General features: G+C 42.4%; 24 protein-coding genes. 22 read left to right on the top strand and 2 right to left on the bottom strand.

Going from position 1 to position 21,207, the window contains the following annotated elements; translation table 11 throughout:
• The first annotated feature begins 660 nt into the window (after positions 1-660).
• The 4 genes from potA (at position 661) to potD (ending at position 4,589) form a co-directional block, all read left to right on the top strand.
• The gene (gene potA, locus PR799_RS15520) at positions 661-1,770 is read left to right on the top strand and encodes a spermidine/putrescine ABC transporter ATP-binding protein PotA (protein WP_272522670.1); all 1,110 of its coding nucleotides are present in this window, start codon (positions 661-663) and stop codon (positions 1,768-1,770) included.
• The gene (gene potB, locus PR799_RS15515; RefSeq protein WP_036949234.1) at positions 1,757-2,620 is read left to right on the top strand and encodes a spermidine/putrescine ABC transporter permease PotB; all 864 of its coding nucleotides are present in this window, start codon (positions 1,757-1,759) and stop codon (positions 2,618-2,620) included. The genes potA and potB overlap by 14 nt, the downstream gene beginning before the upstream one ends.
• The gene (potC, locus tag PR799_RS15510; protein WP_036949236.1) at positions 2,617-3,420 is read left to right on the top strand and encodes a spermidine/putrescine ABC transporter permease PotC; all 804 of its coding nucleotides are present in this window, start codon (positions 2,617-2,619) and stop codon (positions 3,418-3,420) included. Before potB ends, potC begins: the two co-directional genes overlap by 4 nt.
• A 119-nt stretch (positions 3,421-3,539) precedes the next feature.
• A complete protein-coding gene (gene potD, locus PR799_RS15505) occupies positions 3,540-4,589 on the top strand; it encodes a spermidine/putrescine ABC transporter substrate-binding protein PotD (protein ID WP_154627858.1) in 1,050 nt (349 codons plus the stop codon).
• A gap of 73 nt (positions 4,590-4,662) precedes the next feature.
• Here the strand turns inward: potD and PR799_RS15500 are convergent, their stop codons facing one another.
• On the bottom strand, positions 4,663-5,220 hold the full coding sequence (locus PR799_RS15500) for an NADPH-dependent FMN reductase (protein ID WP_154627857.1): 558 nt from the start codon (positions 5,218-5,220) through the stop codon (positions 4,663-4,665).
• Between the two features lie 316 nt (positions 5,221-5,536).
• Between PR799_RS15500 and PR799_RS15495 the strand changes: the two genes are divergently transcribed.
• From PR799_RS15495 to PR799_RS15410, 18 genes are all read left to right on the top strand, one after another.
• Positions 5,537-6,109 (top strand): TetR/AcrR family transcriptional regulator, encoded by a 573-nt coding sequence (locus PR799_RS15495; RefSeq protein ID WP_132496453.1) that lies wholly within the window; start codon positions 5,537-5,539, stop codon positions 6,107-6,109.
• 42 nt (positions 6,110-6,151) lie between these two features.
• Positions 6,152-6,994 (top strand): transcriptional regulator, encoded by an 843-nt coding sequence (locus PR799_RS15490; RefSeq protein ID WP_154627855.1) that lies wholly within the window; start codon positions 6,152-6,154, stop codon positions 6,992-6,994.
• A complete protein-coding gene (locus PR799_RS15485) occupies positions 6,991-7,491 on the top strand; it encodes a FidL-like protein (protein ID WP_272522669.1) in 501 nt (166 codons plus the stop codon). The genes PR799_RS15490 and PR799_RS15485 overlap by 4 nt, the downstream gene beginning before the upstream one ends.
• Before the next feature lie 620 nt (positions 7,492-8,111).
• Positions 8,112-8,390: a BMC domain-containing protein gene (locus PR799_RS15480; protein WP_004249182.1), complete on the top strand. Its 279-nt coding sequence runs from the start codon at positions 8,112-8,114 to the stop codon at positions 8,388-8,390.
• A 16-nt stretch (positions 8,391-8,406) separates the two neighbouring features.
• On the top strand, positions 8,407-8,691 hold the full coding sequence (locus tag PR799_RS15475) for a BMC domain-containing protein (RefSeq protein ID WP_006658500.1): 285 nt from the start codon (positions 8,407-8,409) through the stop codon (positions 8,689-8,691).
• Positions 8,692-8,706: 15 nt separating this feature from the next.
• A complete protein-coding gene (locus PR799_RS15470) occupies positions 8,707-8,985 on the top strand; it encodes a BMC domain-containing protein (RefSeq protein ID WP_006658501.1) in 279 nt (92 codons plus the stop codon).
• 69 nt (positions 8,986-9,054) lie between these two features.
• Positions 9,055-10,692, top strand: coding sequence for an acetaldehyde dehydrogenase (acetylating) (locus tag PR799_RS15465; RefSeq protein WP_272522668.1), 1,638 nt, complete (start codon positions 9,055-9,057; stop codon positions 10,690-10,692).
• A 25-nt stretch (positions 10,693-10,717) separates the two neighbouring features.
• A complete protein-coding gene (locus PR799_RS15460) occupies positions 10,718-10,981 on the top strand; it encodes a EutN/CcmL family microcompartment protein (protein WP_036949246.1) in 264 nt (87 codons plus the stop codon).
• 7 nt (positions 10,982-10,988) lie between these two features.
• On the top strand, positions 10,989-12,119 hold the full coding sequence (locus PR799_RS15455; RefSeq protein ID WP_036949247.1) for a 1-propanol dehydrogenase PduQ: 1,131 nt from the start codon (positions 10,989-10,991) through the stop codon (positions 12,117-12,119).
• 59 nt (positions 12,120-12,178) lie between these two features.
• Positions 12,179-15,610: a choline trimethylamine-lyase gene (gene cutC, locus PR799_RS15450; protein WP_272522665.1), complete on the top strand. Its 3,432-nt coding sequence runs from the start codon at positions 12,179-12,181 to the stop codon at positions 15,608-15,610.
• An 83-nt stretch (positions 15,611-15,693) separates the two neighbouring features.
• Positions 15,694-16,644 (top strand): choline TMA-lyase-activating enzyme, encoded by a 951-nt coding sequence (cutD, locus tag PR799_RS15445; protein WP_154603192.1) that lies wholly within the window; start codon positions 15,694-15,696, stop codon positions 16,642-16,644.
• Between the two features lie 13 nt (positions 16,645-16,657).
• On the top strand, positions 16,658-17,050 hold the full coding sequence (locus PR799_RS15440) for a BMC domain-containing protein (RefSeq protein ID WP_154627851.1): 393 nt from the start codon (positions 16,658-16,660) through the stop codon (positions 17,048-17,050).
• Positions 17,047-17,691: a phosphate propanoyltransferase gene (pduL, locus tag PR799_RS15435; protein WP_154627850.1), complete on the top strand. Its 645-nt coding sequence runs from the start codon at positions 17,047-17,049 to the stop codon at positions 17,689-17,691. Before PR799_RS15440 ends, pduL begins: the two co-directional genes overlap by 4 nt.
• Positions 17,692-17,713: 22 nt before the next feature.
• Positions 17,714-18,397, top strand: coding sequence for a hypothetical protein (locus PR799_RS15430; RefSeq protein WP_272522663.1), 684 nt, complete (start codon positions 17,714-17,716; stop codon positions 18,395-18,397).
• A gap of 52 nt (positions 18,398-18,449) precedes the next feature.
• Positions 18,450-18,863, top strand: coding sequence for a DMT family transporter (locus tag PR799_RS15425; RefSeq protein ID WP_154627847.1), 414 nt, complete (start codon positions 18,450-18,452; stop codon positions 18,861-18,863).
• Between the two features lie 18 nt (positions 18,864-18,881).
• The gene (locus PR799_RS15420) at positions 18,882-19,208 is read left to right on the top strand and encodes a DMT family transporter (RefSeq protein WP_036949254.1); all 327 of its coding nucleotides are present in this window, start codon (positions 18,882-18,884) and stop codon (positions 19,206-19,208) included.
• Between the two features lie 162 nt (positions 19,209-19,370).
• A complete protein-coding gene (locus PR799_RS15415) occupies positions 19,371-19,706 on the top strand; it encodes a tRNA-binding protein (protein WP_154627846.1) in 336 nt (111 codons plus the stop codon).
• Positions 19,707-19,776: 70 nt separating this feature from the next.
• Positions 19,777-20,478, top strand: a complete 702-nt coding sequence (locus tag PR799_RS15410) for a helix-turn-helix transcriptional regulator (RefSeq protein ID WP_272522662.1) — start codon at positions 19,777-19,779, stop codon at positions 20,476-20,478.
• Positions 20,479-20,485: 7 nt separating this feature from the next.
• Here PR799_RS15410 and PR799_RS15405 read toward each other — a convergent pair whose 3' ends face one another.
• The gene (locus PR799_RS15405; RefSeq protein ID WP_036949565.1) at positions 20,486-20,854 is read right to left on the bottom strand and encodes a DUF1992 domain-containing protein; all 369 of its coding nucleotides are present in this window, start codon (positions 20,852-20,854) and stop codon (positions 20,486-20,488) included.
• Between the last annotated feature and the right edge of the window lie 353 nt (positions 20,855-21,207).

Here is a 21,207-nt window from a genome sequence, read left to right as displayed (position 1 = left end):
GGATGTAAAAGAAAATATGACTTTGGTTAAACTTTGCCAAGAAACTAATATTCAAATTCAAAGTATGAAGCTAATCACATAAATTAATTATGGGTATTGGGTTTAACTATTTGTTATTCATGTTATCGAGGGGCAGTTAATTTAGATTTTATGCATTCAATTTTTCCATAAATACTCTAATAGGTTAGCGGATTAATTAATCATTTATGGTTGGTTAGCATTCTGGAGATAATAAATAAAAGACAGAGTGAAAATAAAAGGAAAATGGGTTTTTATTATTACTTGAGCAAGTTATCTTAATCGATAGTTTAGTTTGATTTTTTATTTAACATATTGAATTTAATGTTCTTTTAATGTTTCTTTTATTTCTGGTTCTATAATGAAAAATGATAGATAAGCACAAAGCTATGAAAAATATGGCTATGTCACTTATTTTTATCATAAATCACTTTTATTTGTTTTAAATTCATAGTGAAAGGCAAACAAAGTGTTGAAAATGGCTTTCAATTTTCATTAACAGTGTTTATTATGCTGGCCTTATTGTTTTATTAAAAATGGCGCTACTGGTTTTGGGCTTTGCTGGGGTTCTCCTGGGGGCTTAACAGTCTTTAACGGTGGCGGTTCTATCTGCATTATTCCTAGGGATAGAGTGTATTATAAATGACTGAGACAACTTCTCTCACACCACTCGTCGAATTAAAATCTTTAAATAAAGGTTTTGATGGCAAACAAATTATTTCTGAGCTTGACCTCACTATCCGAAATGGAGAGTTTCTCACCATTTTAGGGCCTTCTGGTTGCGGTAAAACGACGGTTTTACGTCTGATTGCTGGATTAGAAGATGTGGATGACGGTCAAATTATTCTTGATGGTCAGGACATTACAGATATTCCTGCGGAACAACGTTTCGTGAATACTGTTTTCCAAAGCTATGCATTATTCCCACACATGACCGTATTTGAAAATGTGGCATTTGGTTTGCGCATGCAAAAAACACCCAAAGCGGACATTCAAAAACGGGTGGAGCAAGCCTTGCACATGGTGCAATTGGCGGATTTTGCAGAGCGTATGCCGAACCAGCTTTCGGGTGGTCAACAACAACGCGTGGCAATTGCGCGTGCGGTTGTCAATCGTCCCAAGGTTCTGTTATTGGATGAGTCTTTATCTGCGCTGGATTATAAGCTGCGTAAACAGATGCAAAATGAGCTGAAAGCCTTACAGCGCAAGCTAGGGATTACGTTTATTTTTGTGACTCATGACCAAGAAGAAGCACTGGCCATGTCTGACCGTATCATTGTGATGCGTGACGGGAAAATTGAGCAAGATGGAACGCCGCGTGAAATTTACGAAGAGCCGAAAAACCTGTTTGTTGCTCAATTTATCGGTGAAATCAATATTTTTGATGCAAAAGTGCTACATCGTATTGATGAACAACGTATTCGTGCCAACGTTGAAGGGCATGAATGTGATATTTTCACCGATTTACCGGTCACAGAAGGTCAGCATTTAAACGTCTTATTGCGCCCTGAAGATTTACGCGTTGAAGAAGTCAATGACGCCGATAATCACCCAGGGCTGATTGGTTACGTGCGAGAACGTAACTATAAAGGTATGACGTTAGACTCAGTGGTTGAGATGGAAGATGGCAAAATTATTATGGTCAGCGAGTTCTTTAACGAAGATGACCCTGATGTCGACCACTCCCTTAACCAAAAAGTTGCTGTGACTTGGGTTGAAAGCTGGGAGGTAGTTCTGGATGATCATTCGTAAGCATAAAATCTTGCAGAATGTGATTATCACGGGCGTCGTCGCTTGGCTGTTACTCTTCGTCTTTCTGCCAAACTTAATGATCATTGGTACCAGTTTCTTCACGCGCAGTGATACGAATCTGGTGGATCTGGTGTTTACTTGGGACAACTACATCCGTCTGTCAGACCCGATGTATGCCCAAGTGATGCTGCATTCGTTGAATATGGCGTTAATCGCCACTTTCTTCTGCCTTGTGATCGGCTACCCCTTTGCATTTATTTTGGCGAAGTTGCCTAAGCGCATCCAACCGCTGATGCTATTTCTGCTGATTGTGCCATTTTGGACCAACTCATTGATCCGTATTTATGGCTTAAAAGTGTTCTTAAGTACCAAAGGGTATTTGAATGACTTTTTGCTGTGGATTGGCATTATTGATAAGCCGCTGAAATTGATGTATACCCCAGAAGCGGTGGTATTGGGCTTAATCTATATCTTATTGCCATTTATGGTGATGCCGCTCTATTCCAGTATTGAAAAGCTGGATAAATCCTACTTAGAAGCGGCGCGGGACTTGGGCGCCAATAAATGCCAAACTTTTGTGAAGATTATTATTCCACTGACCATGCCGGGAATTATTGCGGGCTGCTTATTAGTGTTGCTGCCAGCAATGGGGCTGTTCTACGTGGCGGATTTAATGGGCGGGGCGAAAAACCTGCTGATTGGTAACGTCATTAAGAGCCAGTTCTTGAATATTCGCGATTGGCCGTTTGGGGCTGCAACCAGTATTTTCCTCACGGTGATGATGGGGCTGCTGCTGTATGTGTACTACCGAGCTGCTAAGCTTTTGAATAAAAAGGCGTATGAAGAATGATAGGACGTATTTTGCGTGGTGGTTTTATGACCACCATCTACGCGTATCTTTATATTCCAATCATTATCTTGATTGTGAACTCATTCAATGAATCGCGTTTTGGTATTCAGTGGCAAGGTTTTTCGACCAAATGGTATGAGTTACTGAGCAATAATGACAGCCTGCTTGAAGCTGCAGGGCATTCATTGACCATGGCGGTACTTTCAGCGACGTTTGCGACAATTATCGGCACATTAACCGCCGTTGCTCTCTTTCGTTATCGCTTTAGAGGCAAGCCATTTGTCGGTGGAATGCTGTTTGTGGTGATGATGTCCCCCGATATTGTCATGGCGATTTCATTGCTAGTCCTGTTTATGATCCTTGGCGTCTCATTAGGTTTCTGGTCGCTGTTATTTTCACATATCACCTTCTGCCTGCCTTTTGTGGTGGTGACAGTCTACGCGAGACTGAAAGATTTTGATGTGAAAATGTTGGAAGCGGCGCGGGATCTCGGGGCGGGGGAATTTACCATTTTACGGAAAATCATTCTGCCATTAGCGCTGCCTGCGATTGTCGCAGGGTGGCTGCTGAGTTTTACCTTATCAATGGATGATGTGGTGGTTTCTTCCTTTGTGACGGGACCAAGCTATGAAATTTTACCATTGAAAATCTACTCAATGGTAAAAGTAGGGGTCTCCCCAGAAGTGAATGCACTGGCAACGGTCTTGTTGCTGATGTCGCTGGTTTTGGTCTGCTTAAGCCAGTGGGTTATGCGCGATAAACACGGTAAAAATGCCGTCGCGAAGTCATCAAAACGTTAAGTTGTACTTGGTGGGTGTCATTTGGGCACCCCATCTTTCCATGCCATCAGGCGAGAGGGTAGGCTTTAACTGGGCCTATGAAGATAGATAAAAAGCACTTTGTTGAGGGAAAATCAGTGATGAAAAAATGGTCCTATCTGCTAGCCGCAGGTTTAATGGCTGCAAGCATTGGCACGGCAACTGCCGCTGACGATAACAAAAACGTACTGTATTTCTATAACTGGACAGAATATGTTCCCCCCGGTTTATTAGAGCAATTTACTAAAGAGACTGGGATCAAGGTGATTTACTCCACCTATGAATCCAATGAAAGCATGTACACTAAATTGAAAACCTATAAAGAAGGGGCTTACGATTTAGTGGTGCCATCGACTTATTTTATCGACAAAATGAGCAAAGAGGGCATGCTGCAAAAGATTGATAAGACAAAACTGCCTAACTTTAAAAACCTCGATCCAAACCTTATCCATAAAGAATTCGACCCTAATAACGACTATTCAGTGCCTTATATTTGGGGCGCAACAGGGATTGGAATTAATGGTGACGCGGTTGATCCTAAGTCCGTCACTTCATGGGCAGATTTTTGGAAGCCGGAATACAAAAACAGCTTACTGATGATGGATGATGCCCGAGAAGTGTTCCAAGTGGCGCTAACAAAGCTGGGTTATTCTGGTAACACCACGGATCCAAAGCAGATTGAAGAAGCCTATAACGAACTGCAAAAATTGCGTCCAAATATTCTGGCCTTTAACTCAGACAACCCTGCAACCCCGTATATTGAAGGCGAAGTGGATGTCGGTATGCTGTGGAACGGCTCGGCATTTGTGGCAAGACAAGCGGGCTTACCGATTGAAGTTGTATGGCCAAAAGAGGGTGGTATTTTCTGGATGGACAGCTTAGCTATCCCTGCCAATGCGAAGAACGTGGAAGGGGCGCACAAGCTTATTGATTTCTTATTACGCCCAGAAATTGCGGCGCAAGTGGCGGAGTCTATCGGTTACCCGACACCAAACTTAGAAGCGAAAAAATTATTACCCGCTGAGATTGCGAATGACCCATCTCTATACCCATCAGAAGAGGTATTGAAAAAAGGGGAATGGCAAAGCGATGTGGGGAATACCAATATTCTGTATGAAGAGTATTTCCAAAAGCTGAAAGCAGGGCGTTAATATCGATTCTATTTGACGATTATTATATAAGGCATCACCTTGGTGATGCCTTTTTTACATACAAAATCAGTGATTAACGCGCGCGATTATGGATAACAAATTTGGCAAAGCTATCTGCCCAAGGCTGCAAGAAATCCTTACTTTTTGGGGAAATAGTGTCTTGCTCATCCACCATGCCGTCATACCATTTTAAATAACACTCAGGTTGATTCATCGTCGGCATATTGAGGAACGCGAGGCTATTGCGTAAATGTTGTTGGGCAATCGCCGTACTAATATTACCAATCGAAACCCCTAATACGCCCGCAGGAATACCATCCCATGAGTTATCTCCCCAAGGACGTGAACCTTGGTCAATCGCATTTTTTAATACACCTGGCATTGAGCGGTTATATTCCGGTGTTGCGAAGATAATACCGTCTGACGCTTTGATTTGGCTCTTAAAATTAGCGACTACCGCGGGAACATTTTGGTCGGCTTCTTGGTTATAGAGAGGTAAATCAGCAATGCTGATAAATTTGAAGGTAAAATTCGATGGGAATAATTTAGTGATGGCTTTAGCGACTTTGAGATTATAAGAGTCAGCACGTAAACTACCCACAACCACACCGATATTATACTGATTGGACATAATCAAAACCTCTTCTTATGTTGTGAAAATACAACGAATTCGCATATTTTCTTTGGAATAGGAATGTCTTTAATAATTTAGCATAATAAAATTCATTAAAAATAAATTAAGTTAAATTTAATTTTTTCCAATTGTAAATTGCAGGAAATTCATTGCGTTATTTGTTTATATTTTCAAATTAACTTTGTGATTTAGGGGGGCTAAAAAAGAATACTGTGACGTCAATTACACTATTCGTATTTAATTCCTCTCAATATTCTCTTCATTGATACGAGTCAAAATAGAACATACCGACTGGTCGGTATTATTCATCTCCATGAACACACTCGCGCATCCAAGAAAAAAAGATCCAATCAAACGACAAGAAGAGTTGCTAAAGGCAGCTAGGATAATCGCTGGTCGGGAAGGTATTGCGGCGCTTTCGCTGAATGCTGTTGCCAGAGAAGCGGGGGTGAGCAAAGGGGGACTAATGCACCATTTCCCCAGTAAACAAGAACTTATTCATGCATTGTTTATCCAGCTATTAGACATCATGGACGTGCGTATTGCCGCCATTATGGCGAATGATTCCGATCCTTATGGGCGATTTTCTCGCGCCTATTTGCACTACGTTGGCGAGCTTAAAGACTCCGATGAAAGTTTTCAGCTCGCACTTTTATCATTGGCTATGCCCACAGAGCCTGTTTTGCGTAAATGCTGGCGTGATTGGATGTTGGGGCATCTAGCCCAAGGTGATGCATTTGATAATGGCTATTTGGGGGCTTTAGTGCGCTATGCCGCCGATGGACTGTGGTTATCTGCGTTAACGGAAGGTCCTACATTATCGAGCCAAGAGCGTAATGCCATCATTCAGCGATTAACACAAATTTCGTTTGAAGAAATGGGTTAGTTTTCCAAGGGAAAATACGTCTAAACATACAATGAGGCGATAATGAAATATAAAATCAATGCCTTCATTATTTATGATGCTGTTGATGGCACTTTATCTTTAAAAAAAGATGAGGTGGATACTCAGTTGTCTATTACGGCCAATGCACTCTTATTCTATTTGATTCAAAAAAAAGGCGTAGTTTCTCGTGATGAAGTACTTAAGGCGGTTTGGGATGATAATGGTCTGGTTTCATCAAACAGTAATTTAAATCAGTATCTCAGCCTGCTAAGGAAAACATTTCGACAATACGGTATTGAAAATATTATTGTCACCGTTGCACGTGGGCGTTTAGAGTTTAATTCTGAGATTTTATTGGAATTACTCGATGAAGAGACGCTCAATACCACTCGCTTATTAAACAGTTTAAGTGAGATACAAAAAGCCGAAGTGGTTCTGGCACCTTCTTTAGAGACTAAACCTACCGAATCTCCTTCTGAAAAATTACCGCATTCATTACCAAAACAGAAACGTGAAATTTGCTGGTATCTCGCGAGTGCGGCTTTTTTATGTTGCTCCATTTTATTGGCAGCGATGAGCTATTTCTCATCTCAGCCCTCCGCACCAATGGTTTTGCCAACGCTAGAACATACCAGCTGCGATGTGTTATCTAATGAAAAAATGATTAACGCTTTTGTGGCTGATAACTATGTCCAAAACTTTGATAAAGTTAGGAAAAACTTAAATTTGGCGTGTAATGATAAAGAGCGTTTTGTCTTCTTTTATGGGGATAAATTACAAAAAAATGGTTTGGGGCGCGTCTTTCTCGCCCATTGCGCTGCTAATGAATCCAACCCATTTAGTTATTGTGATAATTATTTTTATTATTCTTGGAAGCCACAATGAAAATATCGGGAAAGCTATTATGTCTCGTGAGTGCGCTGATCTTTGCGTGTGTTGTGATTTATACACAGTCAGTTGTATTGGCCAATAAAAATTCCGGTCAAATGGCGTGTTCAACCAAGGGGATTATGCGTTTTGAGAATATGAAAGATGAAAACGTTAACGGTAATATTCACTTTAATTTTGGGGCGAAAGGCGAAGGCTCTATTGTTGTCGAAGGATATACCACCTCCAGCGCCGGATGGCTTTATTTACAACGATATGTCAAATTCAAATACACCAGCAAACGTATTTCGCCAACGGAACAGCACTATAATATTAGCCAGTGGGAAGCCAGTGCTTCCTCGATTGATGAATCCCCTAATGTGATTTTTGATTATTTTATGCGGGAAATGTCAGATAGTCATGACGGCTTATTTATCAATGCCCAAAAACTCAATGATAAAGCGCTACTCTTGAGTTCAATTAATTCCCCTTTGTTTATCTGTACGCCTAAATAAGCGCGTGGGCTTGATTGATAGTCCATACTGCTTGGGGGCTTATCCACACATTCATTCCTATTGGTTTACTGGGCAACGTTAACTAACACGTTGATATGATTTTACTGTCTGGCAATCAGTGCTATCACGCGGAGTGCCTCGTAAAACACAGTAATTCCCTTTCTACTTATATTCTTATCTTCCCATTTCTCATTAGCTTATGGCTCGGGCGTGAGGCAAGCCACACTTATTATTGACCAAATTACCTTCTCGCATCAGCTCAATCACATCTTGTTAACCATTCCTCCAATAAACCCGTTATCCGCATTTATGGTTTTTTCTTCCACCAGATAGATACGTGAATTTTCCATTTTATTAGCATAGAGATGTGAATTGACTGTCTGTTAAGTATAAATTCTGGGTTTTTATTCTAATTATCTTCACTTCATGGATTTATATTTTGTTTTATTTTTTGGGGATTATAGTGATTTTGAAGCCAAAAGCTGCGTTCAATTAATCACCACGCAGACTCAATTGGCATAAATGTTTACTCACAGTTAAGAGGCATCAACGTTCTGGAACATGGCTCTTAGGTGCTGCGGGTAGAGAAAAACGTAACGGCTTCCTTGGAGGAAACAACAATGGGTGATGCATTAGGACTTATTGAAACAAAAGGTTTGGTGGCTTGTATTGAAGCAGCTGATGCAATGTGCAAAGCCGCTAACGTCGAGCTAATCGGCTATGAAAACGTGGGTTCTGGTCTCGTGACTGCCATGGTGAAAGGTGATGTTGGCGCAGTAAAAGCGGCAGTAGATTCCGGTGTTGAATCTGCTCAGCGTGTTGGTGAAGTGGTGACATCGTTAGTCATCGCCCGTCCACATAACGATATCAACAAAATCGTGATTAAACATAAAGCATAGCGTTTTCGGGGGAAATATGGGTGATGCATTAGGTCTTATTGAAACACAAGGACTCGTTGCTTGTATCGAAGCAGCTGATGCGATGTGTAAAGCCGCTAACGTGGTGCTGATTGGCTATGAAAATGTGGGTTCTGGGTTAGTCACCGCCATGGTGAAAGGGGATGTTGGTGCTGTTAAAGCGGCGGTTGATTCTGGCGTTGAATCAGCATCTCGTATTGGCACCGTCGTGACCTCTCTGGTTATCGCTCGTCCACACAGCGACATCCAGAAAATTGTCTCTCAGTATAAAGTCGCAGAATAAATAGGAAATTTACTTATGAAAGAAGCTCTTGGCTTAATTGAAACTAAAGGTTTAGTGGCGTGTATCGAAGCTGCTGATGCCATGTGCAAAGCCGCTAACGTCGAGCTAATCGGCTATGAAAATGTGGGCTCTGGACTCGTCACCGCCATGGTAAAAGGCGATGTGGGTGCTGTTAATGCTGCGGTTGAATCCGGTGTCGAAGCTGCGAAGCGTGTTGGCACCGTGGTGACTTCTCGTGTGATAGCAAGACCACACAATGATATTGGCAAAATCGCGCAGCAGCATAAAGCGTAATCATTAGAAGTATTAGATAAAACAACAAATTAGTAAGTTTAATCTTTTGACTCCGGTACGGGGGAAGACATGGTTGCATTAGATAAAGATCTGCAATCCAGACAACTGGCTAGAGAGCTGGTTAGAAATGCGAAACAAGCACAAAAAATCTTTGCGACTTTTTCGCAGGAGAAAATCGACAGTATTGTTAAACACATTGCGACAGAATCTGCTCGTCATGCAGAAGAGTTAGCAAAAATGGCGAATGAAGAGACGGGTTTTGGGAAGTGGCAAGACAAAGTCCTGAAAAATACGTTCGCTTCAGTGCGTGTGTATGAACATATTAAAGATCTGAAAACAGTTGGCATCATTAATGATGACAAAATCAATAAAGTTATGGATGTGGGTGTTCCGTTAGGGGTGATCACGGCGCTGGTGCCTTCGACTAACCCAACCTCAACCATTATCTATAAAACATTGATTGCCTTGAAAGCCGGTAACGCAATCGTCTTTTCCCCCCATCCAAACGCGAAAGCATGTAGTTTTAGAACGCTTGAGATCGTAAAAAAAGCGGCACTTGAAGCGGGTGCGCCAGCAGGTATCGTCGATGGTGTGACTATGCTAACGCTGGAAGCGACAAAAGAATTAATGCACAGCAAAGATGTTTCTCTCATTCTGGCAACGGGGGGAGAAGGCATGGTACGCGCCGCTTATGCATCTGGCACACCAACAATCAGTGGTGGCCCGGGTAACGGTCCTGCTTTCATTGAACGTAGTGCAGATATCAAAAAAGCAGTCAGTGACATCATTACCAGCAAAACGTTTGATAACGGTGTGATTTGCGCATCAGAGCAATCCATCATTGTTGAACGCTGCATTTACAACGATGTACACCGCGAGTTATTAGCTCAAGGCGCTTACTTCATGAATGAAGATGAAGCGAAACGCATGGCTTCCATGCTACTGAGAGCGAATGGCACGATTAACCCTGAAGTCGTAGGAAAAGACGCGATTACGTTGAGCCAACGTGCGGGCTTTAGTGTTCCAGCTAACACTCGAGTGTTAATTGCGTTGCAAGATACGGTCTCACCGAAAAACCCGTATTCACGGGAAAAACTGTGCCCAATCTTAGGTATGTATGTTGAGGAAGATTGGCGTTCTGCATGTCACCGCGTTGTTGATTTACTGACTAACGAAGGTTTAGGACACACGCTGGTGATCCACACTCAAAATGAAGATGTTATTCGCCAATTTTCTCTCGAAAAACCGGTTAACCGTATTTTGATTAATACGCCAGCCGCACTAGGTGGAATTGGTGCAACCACCAATATTACGCCAGCACTGACATTAGGATGTGGAGCGATTGGAGGTGGTTCTAGTTCTGATAACGTCGGTCCGATGAACTTGCTCAATATCCGTAAAGTCGGTTATGGCGTGCGTTCCATTGATGATTTGAGACAACCCGCACCAGTGAGTGTTCCGGCTTACTCAACATCGCCAATTGCATCGACTGGGCATGGAAATCAAGCGTCTGTCAGCATTCTCGATGATGACCGTTTCCGTCAGACTCAACCAGTAAAAGCTCAAAGTAATAGCGCTGCGGATAACCGATTTGCTAATGCAGTGAGTCATGCTGATGTTGCTGAAGCGGTCGCCACTCATGGGGATATCACGGAAGAGAATGTCGAGCAGATTATTAAGGCCGTTCTCGGACGCCTAAATAAGTAATTTATTGAGATAAGGCGGGTAAATCATGATTTTGGCAAAGGTAATAGGGCATGTTGTCGCAACGCAGAAATGCCAAGAGCTTAGTGGCAGTAATTTACTGATGATCACGGCGCTTGGCGATGATCTCAAACCGTTGAAGGACAAAACGTATGTTGCGGTGGACAGTGTAGGCGCAGGTATTAATGACCTTGTTCTGGCGGAAGAGTACTTCGCATTGAATAAGGACAAATACAAAGCGATGTCCGTGGTTGCCATTGTTGAAAAAGTGTATCGAGACGGTAGGGAGTAAATAACGCATGAACCAGTTTTTGATTAAACCAAGGGTGCAATTCGGTGCGAATGCTTTGGATTATTTATCTCAGGTTAACGCCCAGCACGCGTTTATCGTAACCGACAAAGCGATGGTGAAATTTGGGTTAGCCGACGAGGTGATTCACCGATTATCTCAACAGGGAATTTCATTTTCTCTGTATGACGATGTAGTACCGGATCCAGAAATCTCGTCCATCGTAAAAGGCATGAAAATCATGGATAGCCAATATCCAGATTTAGTGATTGCACTGGGCGGTGGTTCGGTGATTGATGCGGCAAAAGCGGTTATTTATTCCCTATGGCATACCCGCCAAGACAGCCATAGAGCTAAACCTCATTTTGTGGCTATTCCGACAACTAGCGGAACAGGCTCTGAAGTCACGTCTTTTTCAGTGATCAAATCTCACTCTGAGAAATTGGTGCTGGTTGATGAATTTATGTTGCCCGATGTGGCGATTTTAGACCCTGTTTTAGTGAAGTCAGTCCCTGCCGCTATCACGGCAGATACGGGAATGGATGTGCTATGTCATGCCCTAGAAGCTTATGTTTCACGCAGTGCCTCTGACTTTTCAGATGCACTTGCCGAGAAAGCGGTTCAGTTGGTGTTTGCTCACTTAATTGATTGCTATCGCGACGGCAGTAACTTAGTGGCTCGTGAAAAAATGCATAACGCATCGTGTATTGCTGGAATGGCATTTACCAACGCATCTCTGGGGATCACGCATAGCTTAGCGCACGCACTTGGCGGCGTGTTCCACATTCCACATGGTCGTGCCAATGCGCTATTGATGGCTCAAGTGGTGGCATTTAACGCGGGGCTGGAAGGGTGTTGTGAAACCAACGCGGCGAAGCGTTATGCCGATTTAGCCAGAAAACTTAATTTACCCGCATCAAATATACGTGAAGGCGTTGAGAGCTTAATTATGGCAATCAACGTATTGAAAGATGAAATGAATATGCCGAAAGGCATTCACGCTACAGGCGTCAATGAAACTGATTTTAATGCCCGTTTAGGGGAAATGGTTGGACAAGCGTTGCGCGATAGTTGCACTCCGACTAATCCACGGGACGTAAATGAAAAGCAGCTAGAAGCACTGTACAGACAGTCTTTTTAATAGTTAACGCTTTTTATGTGATGAATAACGAACTAGAAAGAACATCAGGAGAGGCTAACATGGCCAAATATGCTTTGACCCCACGTGTAAAAACACTGGCTGAACGTTTAAGTGCTCGCAATTGCTCAATCATTACCGAACGTGCCAACATTCTTGAAACTGTCAGAAATCAATTAACAGGGGCACCTCAAGCGATTAAACCCGCTCAGCGTTTTTATGAGTTTATTCGTAGTTTCCCCGCTTTTATTGCACAAGATGAATTGATCATTGGTAGCCAATCTTCAACACCTCGCGGTGCAATTTTCCATACGGAAGATGAAGTACACAGCCAGAGTATTTATGAATTTTTAGCGGGCGATAGCGCAATTGCCGCACCGGATTATTTAGTGGTACTCAATGTCGGATTTGCGGAAATTAAAAATCAGCTAGAAAACCGCGTCAGAAATATTGGCAGTGCCGTTAGCCGTAATAGTATTGATGAGGCAAATAACTGCCGTGCAGCAATTTATGCCTGTGATGCAGCCATCCATTTTGCAAATGCTTTAGCCGTACGAGCAGAGAATCTTGCGGCCACAGAAGCTAACCCATATCGTCGTGCCGAATTACAAGAAAGCGCGGAAGTATTACGCCAAGTGCCTGCGAAACCAGCACAAACCTTTAAAGAAGCTTGCCAAGCGTTCTACCTATTACAACTGATTTTGCATTTAGAAAATGGCAGCTATGCCGTGAACCCAATGGGCTTCGACAAAGCCGTTTATCCATTCTATCAGCGCGACATTGAGCAAGGTCGATTAACTCAACAACAGGCTTACGAGATTGTTGAAAGCTTATGGTTAAAACTGGCTGAGCTGTCAGAAGTCCGTGCAACACGCGCCATTGATGGCTATCCAATGTTTGATGCACTGAAAGGCGGTGTCTATCTTAATGATCCGCAAGTTTGCATCAACGAACTTTCCGCGATGATGCTTTCTGCTCATGAAAATATCAGCGCAATTAATGCTGGATTAAAAGTCCGTTTATATTGTGGTCAAGCAAGCACGCAGCCTCAATATTCTGCGGCTTTAGCGAGTTATGTCGCACCAACGGCTCAACAAGATAATGAATTCAAAGTGATGGAAGGGTTAACGCCACGCTTACAGCGTTTGCGTAACCGTTATCTAGAAGCGCGCCCAAGCGTGTCTATCTATCGCGCATTAGCCTTTACGGAAGTCGTGAAAAATAACCCAGGTTTACCGCCGATTTTATTACGTGCAAAAGCATTCCGTCGTGCGTGTGAAACCGCGCCTATCTTGATCCAGCCTGAAGAGCTGATTGTCGGTCACCCATGTGGTAAAGCGCGTGCAGGTGCATTTTCACCTGATATCGCATGGCGCTGGGTGGTGGATGAGCTCGATACAATGAGCACTCGCCCACAAGATCCATTTGTGATCGCTGAAGAAGATAAAAAAGTGATTCGTGAAGAAATCGCACCATTCTGGGAAGGTCGTTCTCTGGATGAAATTTGTGAAGCGCAATATCGTGAAGCTGGGGTTTGGGAATTCAGCGGCGAAACTTTTGTGAGTGACTTGTCCTATCACCAAATCAATGGCGGCGGCGATACTTGCCCAGGTTATGACGTATTGCTTTTCACTAAAGGCATGAATGGCATTAAAGCGGATGCTCAGGCAAGACTGGCTGAGTTAAGCATGCAAAATCCAGAGGACATCGACCGCATCTATTTCTATAAAGCCTCAATTGAAACCTGTGAAGGTGTGGTGGCTTATGCGCATCGTATCGCTGAACATGCTCGTGAACTGGCTTCTCAAGAGACAGATCAGAAACGTCGTGAAGAGTTACTGACAATTGCTCAAGTGAACGAAAATGTACCCGCGAACCCACCAAAAACATTGCAAGAAGCGCTGCAAAGTATTTGGACTGTGGAATCCTTGTTTGAAATTGAAGAAAACCAAACAGGATTATCATTAGGTCGTTTAGACCAATACTGTTTCCCAATGTATGAAAGCGATATTCAATCGGGTCGTTTAACCCAAGACCAAGCATTGGAAATGATGCAGGCGTTTATCATCAAATGTGCGGAATTAATGTGGATGTCCAGTGAGCTGGGTGCTAAATATTTCGCTGGATATCAGCCGTTTATCAACTTAACTGTGGGTGGTCAAAAACGCTCTGGTGGTGATGCGTGTAACGATTTAACGTACTTAATTATGGATGCAGTCCGTTTCGTGAAAGTTTATCAGCCATCATTAGCATGCCGTATTCATAACCAATCTCCACAAAAATATATGGAAAAAATCGTGGATGTGGTGAAAGCCGGTATGGGCTTCCCTGCCTGCCACTTTGATGATTCCCATATCAAAATGATGCTGCGTAAAGGCTTTGATTTCGAAGATGCTCGCGACTATTGCTTAATGGGTTGCGTGGAACCACAAAAATCAGGTCGAATTTATCAGTGGACATCAACGGGTTATACCCAGTGGCCAATCGCCATTGAGTTTGTTCTGAACCGTGGTCGGATGGTGCTGTTCGATAGCCATCAAGGTTTAGATACCGGGGATCTGCGTAACCTGAAAACGTTCGAAGATTTCGACAATGCCGTGAAAGCGCAAATTGCCCATATTGTTCGTTTGTCGGCGATTGGTACGGTCATCAGTCAGCGTGTTCACCGTGATGTCGCGCCAAAACCATTGATGTCTTTACTGGTGGAAGGCTGTATGGAGAAAGGGAAAGATGTTGCGGCGGGTGGTGCAATGATTAACCACGGCCCAGGGCTGATTTTCTCTGGTCTAGCAACTTACGTTGACTCAATGGCGGCTATTCGCAAAGTGGTTTATGAAGAGGGCCGCTATACCTTAGAGCAAGTGCGCGATGGCCTGCTTGCCAACTTTGAAGGTTATGAAGAGTTACGTCGTGATTGCCTAAATGCACCTAAGTTCGGTAATGATGACAACTATGTCGACCAATATGCTTTAGACATTACTGAATGGACTGAACGCGAGTGCCGCAAATACGACATGCTGTATTCCACATTGAGTCACGGCACATTATCCATTTCTAACAACACACCGATTGGCGAGTTAACTGCCGCGACTGCGAATGGTCGTTTGGCGTGGATGCCGCTGTCAGATGGGATTAGCCCAACTCAAGGGGCGGATAAACAGGGCCCAACGGCAATTATTAAATCTATCAGTAAGATGAACGTGGAAACGATGAATATCGGTATGGTGCATAACTTTAAGTTCTTAAAAGGCTTATTGGATACACCAGAAGGTCGCAATGGGTTAATCACGTTGTTAAGAACGGCATCCATTTTGGGTAACGGTCAAATGCAGTTCAGCTACGTTGATAACGAAATGCTGAAAAAAGCACAGCAAGAACCTGAGAAATACCGTGACTTAATCGTGCGTGTTGCTGGCTACAGTGCTTACTTCGTTGAGTTATGTAAAGAGGTTCAGGACGAAATCATCAGCCGTACCGTGATTGAGAAATTCTAAACCAAATCTGGGTGGGGATAGGCGGCTATTCCCACCATACATAATAAAAACAATAAGTTTGAAACTGTTTTGGAGATGCAATGATGAACACAGCGGCAGAAATCAGAGGGCGGATATTTAATATCCAGAAGTACTCAATTTATGACGGTGATGGCATTCGAACCCTGATCTTTCTTAAAGGATGCAATATTCGTTGCCCTTGGTGCGCTAACCCTGAAGGGCTAAGTAGCCAGTTCCAAGTGATGTTTTCCCACGATAAATGCGTTGGGTGTGGGAAGTGTGTGGATGTTTGCCCTGCGGGGATTCATTACATGACCACCAATGAACAAGGTGAAGCTGTCCACCGCGTGAATCGTAGTATTGACTGCATCGGTTGCCGTAAATGTGAGGAAGTGTGCATTTCTGATGCGCTAGACATTATGGGAAAAGATGTCACGGTCTCTGAAATGATGGAGATCATCATGCAAGACTACGATTTTTATATTTCCTCTGGCGGTGGTGTCACGATTGGTGGCGGTGAAATGAGTTTACAGACAGATTTTGCCGTTGAGCTTTTGCGTGAATGCAAAAAAATGATGATCAATACAGCGGTTGAAACGCAAGGTACGACATCATTAGCGAATTATGAAAAGTTAGCCGAAGTTGTCGACCTATTCCTGTTTGATGTTAAGCATATCGATACCGTTGAGCACAAAAATCTGTTTGGTATTGGTAATGAAAATGTGCGTCGCAACCTCGAAAGATTAATGGAGTTAGGGGCAAATGTGGTGATGCGTATGCCTTTAGTTCGCGGATATAACGATTCTTTTGATGCAATAACAGGTGCAATTGAATACGCCATGGAATTGTCGAAACGCGGCAATTTAAGTCGAATTGATATTCTGCCTTATCACCAGCTTGGTCGCGGAAAATACGACAAGCTCGACATGATTTATCCCATCAAGAAAGACCCAACCTACAGCGCGGAAGAGTTAGATCAATTAGAGGCTTTCTTTAAAAAATTCGATTTCGATATTCGACTGGTTCGTCACTAAGTAGGAGAGAAAAATGAAAAGTTTAGGCGTCATTGAGACTTACGGGCTGACATCAGCAATACAAGCGGCGGATGCTGCATGCAAAGCGGCGAGTGTCGAGATTGTTGGCTACCGTAAAATCGGTTCTGGCTTAGTTTCTGTTTGTTTTCAGGGAGAAATTAGTGCAGTAAGAACCGCCGTTGACCATGGTGCATCGGTTATCAGCCATCAAGACCTATTAAAAGGCACATTAGTCATTGCCCGCCCAGAAGAGCGAGTGATCACCCAGCTGCTATCCACTAAGCATAAAGCGAGTGAAGAAGAAAACAGTGTTGAAAAACCGACCGTTGAGGCACCTGTGGTGATGGCTGTCGAGACTGCCACTGTGGAGCCAAAAACTGATGTGCGTAAAGGGAAAAAATCATGATAAACCAGCAGTTGATGGGAAAGATTTTGTCTCGTTTAGCTATGTCAAATCCAACCTCAATGATTGATAGCCCCATTGCTATCCCTGTGGGCGTTTCGAACCGTCATGTCCACCTTTCACAAGAAGATGTTACTGCACTTTTTGGTGAAGGTTATCAACTGACGCCATTTAAAGATTTGAAGCAACCTGGTCAATTTGCGGCAAAAGAGTGTGTGATGGTGGTTGGGCCTAAAGGGTCGATCAGTAAAGTGCGAGTGTTAGGACCCACAAGACCAACAACCCAGTTGGAAGTCTCGAAAGCAGATTGTTTTGCATTAGGTATTAAAGCGCCAGTACGTGAATCTGGAGATTTAAATCAATCGGGGAGTGCGTTGTTAATTGGTCCCGCAGGGCATGTTAATCTTTGTGAGCAAGTCATTTGTGCTCAGCGCCATATTCACATGAATTTAATAGATGCTAGGTCGCTAAATGTTTCCAATGGGCAGCGCGTATGTGTTCGCACGGAAGGTGAGCGTAGCCTCGTATTTGATGAAGTCGTTGTTCGAGTGGATGCAAGGTTTTCTCTGGAGTTTCATATTGATACAGATGAAGCGAATGCGGCAGGGTTACGTAACAGTGACAGCGTGTTTGTTGTCAGCTAAGGACTAAACGAGCGGTGGCAATATGAACGAAAAAATGATTGAGCAGATAGTATTACAGGTACTGCAACAGCTGAAACGGCGAGTATTGGTGTTATTGTCCCCAAGCCAAGATTATCAACAGGCGGTTTATCAGCGTTTATTGCAGTTACCTTCAATGTCTTTTTCTTTCTATGCCACCAAGGAGATGCTAACGCAATCGACGATAAATCAATGGAAAGAAATTGGGCAATGTTTTGATATTCATACCTTTAATATGGAAAAACTCGCAGGATTTCACGGGGTTTTTCTCCCTTTTATAGGAACCAAGGTACTGAATGAAGTCGTGAATGGGTTGGCAACCAACGAAGAGAGCGAAATTATCATCCAAACACTCTCTCGAAATATTCCTATCATGGCATTGAAATATCATTGCTGCCCTGAGAGTGATTTGAACCAAATATTAGGTTTGAATAAAAATGAACATTATAACCGCCTTATTAAAGAGAATATGAATAAGGCTATCTCATTAGGTATTCAATTCGATACATTTAATAATATTGAAAATAAAATGCTCATTAAAAATGATGAGATATCGAGTGAAAATAAAATAAACCAGAATCGCTATATTACTTTGAAAGAAGTAATGAATGACCCAAAGGAATATTCCCTAAATAAAAATAAATTAACAGATTCGGCAATGGATTATTTAAAGTCTCTAAAAAAATAAATTTTATTTCAATTTAATATTTTAAACGTCTATCTATGTAGGAGTATTATCTATGTCCTCTAAAGCAAAATCATGGCTTTGGATGCTAGCGGTTATTATTTCTGAAACCTCAGCAACATCCACATTGAAAATGTTCGATAATAGTGAAGGAACAACTAAATCATTATTATTAGGTTTAATCGTCGTTCTTTATGTCATTTGTTATTACTCTCTTTCTCGAGCAGTAAAATATATTCCAGTTGGGTTAGCGTATGCGACTTGGTCGGGTACCGGTATTTTGATGGTTTCAACTTTAGGTATGCTGTTTTATGGGCAGCACCCAGATATGGCGGCAATGATTGGGATGGGGGTTATTGCGTCTGGTATCGTGATTATGAACCTGTTTTCTAAAATGGGCTCGGATGAGGCGGAACCGGCTGAAAATTCGGATGCGTCACTGTCTTCAACCAACAAAGTTGCTCACTAATAAGAAGAGAGGAATAGTATGTTTACTGGATTTTTATGGTTGGCATTATCGATTGGTTCAGAAATTACAGGCACATCGATGATCAAAAAAACCAACAGCTTTAGTAAATTGGGTCCATCCATTTTAGTGATTGTGGCTTATTGTTTATGCTATTTTGCGTTAACTCGTGCAATGGGCTATATCCCCGTGGGTGTTGCGTACTCTTTATGGTGTGGGTTTGGTATTGTCGGTGTGACGTTAGTTTCAATGATTTTATATAAACAAAAACCGGATGTGCCCGCAGTCTTCGCGATGGGATTAATTATCTCTGGCGGCATTATTATGAATACTTTTTCAAATATGTAACCTCGCGTTTTATCTCTCTTGTACCCATTGATTATTACCTGTGATTATCAGGTGATAATCAATGACGGTTTCACAACATAAAATGCATGTTTGACGCTAAGAGCCTCTATCTATCCTATGCTAATTTAAGCTATTACCATCGTTTAATTTAGGAATAAAGATATGCAAATTATTGAGTGGGACGATTTTACGAAAGTGGAAATGCGTGTTGGTACGATTATTCGTGCAGAAGTGAACAGTAAAGCAAAAAAACCCGCTTATGTGATGGATGTGGATTTAGGGGAATTGGGAGTAAAGCGTTCAAGTGCACAAATTACCGTGCATTACACCCCTGAAAGTTTAATTGGCAAACAGGTTTTATGTGTGTGTAATTTTGAAGTTAAACGTATTGCGGGTATTAAATCTGAAGTGTTAATTACAGGTGCCCCCGATGAAACGGGTGCCATTGTATTAGCTGAATTTAATCTACCTGTACCGAATGGTTCTCGCCTCGCTTAAGCCGTAAGGCTGCATTTTCTCGATTAAAACCGTTATACTCCTACTGTATGCCACCCAGTAGGAGCTTGTCTTGTTATTACCTGAATTGCACTATCGCCAATATTCCCAAGAGGTTATTTCTCATCAGCATGATGGGCAATGGCAGGTGGTATTTGCGTTATCAGGAGCGATGGAAATCAATATGCATCGCCAACACTGGCTGCTAAATGCAGGTCAGGGTGTCGTGATCCCGCCGAGTGTTAGCCATGCTTTCAGTGGACAAGATGGTAATCAAAATTATGTATTGGAAATGCCTGCAACGGCGCAATGGTCATTAAATGAAAAAACGACGCATTTTACGCTGACGCCAGCGGCGGTGGGGTTATTAAATTGGTTACAACGTTTTCCTCAAGCACCGGAACAAAACTTTGCCGTTGCTCGCCTGTTATTGGCTCAATTAAAACCTGAAAACCGCTGGGTGGATGAGCTGGTTCATTGGGTGGAGTTACGTCTGCATTTACCTATAAGCTGCGAAGATATCGCCAGCGCGTTTTATATGTCAGTCAGTACCTTACAACGTAAAGTGAAGGCCGAAATGGGGATCACCGTCATGCAATTTTTATTGCAAAAACGGATGGAGGCAGCGGGAAGTCTATTATTAACTCACCAAACCATTGAACATATTGCCACTTTGGTGGGGTATGACTCGCACTCTGCTTTTAGCCAAGCATTTCGTAAGTTTTACGGTAAAACCCCTCAGGAATATCGTCTGCAATCCCTACCTAAACGTTAATTCTTCGCTATTTAGACTCTAAATGTTCTGAAATTGTCACTGCGTATTCGCCATATAAAAAGTCGGTATTGATATTGGCTTGTTTTAGTTTTAATTCAAGTAAGGCTAATTGCTTACTGATGGCAACATAATTGGGGTCATCGGCAGAGAGCTGCTGCAGCATATGGCATAAATTCAGCGCTTCTTTTTTCTGTTGCAGCTCAGGAGGCAGATACCCAGAATTTTTAAGAATACGATAGCTCGCCCTTAATTCTTCAGGAACTTGACTGTCATCATCAAGCTGCAAAGGCTTCCCTTCACCATTGAGATTGGATAACTCCCCTTTATTTAAAGCGTCTTGAATATGGCGCTCTGCCCAAAGATCAATGACAGACATTATGGCTCGCTTTGTAGTGAACAGGCGTCGATTATAGCGCTGATTAACCTAGATTAAAAACATACATTAATCAGGCTAATTGGTATTTTACTTTGTTCTATCTAACTCAAATTTATTGTAATTGTAAAAATGAGTATTAAGCGAATTAAATGAAATAAAACTGACGAAATTTGATATCTATATAGTTAAAAACAATAAGAAATGGCGATTTAATATGGTTAAAGTGTTAGCTTGAGCACATTTTCGTACTTTTATGATATTTAATTTTTGTAGTTTTAGATTTTAACATAAATAAAATTTAATAAAGTAAATATTATATTTTTACTACCAGTATGCTGATTGTTGGTTAATGT

It is taken from the genome of Providencia sp. PROV202 (genome assembly GCF_028479565.1).
Taxonomy (GTDB): domain Bacteria; phylum Pseudomonadota; class Gammaproteobacteria; order Enterobacterales; family Enterobacteriaceae; genus Providencia; species Providencia zhijiangensis.
This window is presented reverse-complemented; position numbering and strand designations above follow the sequence as displayed.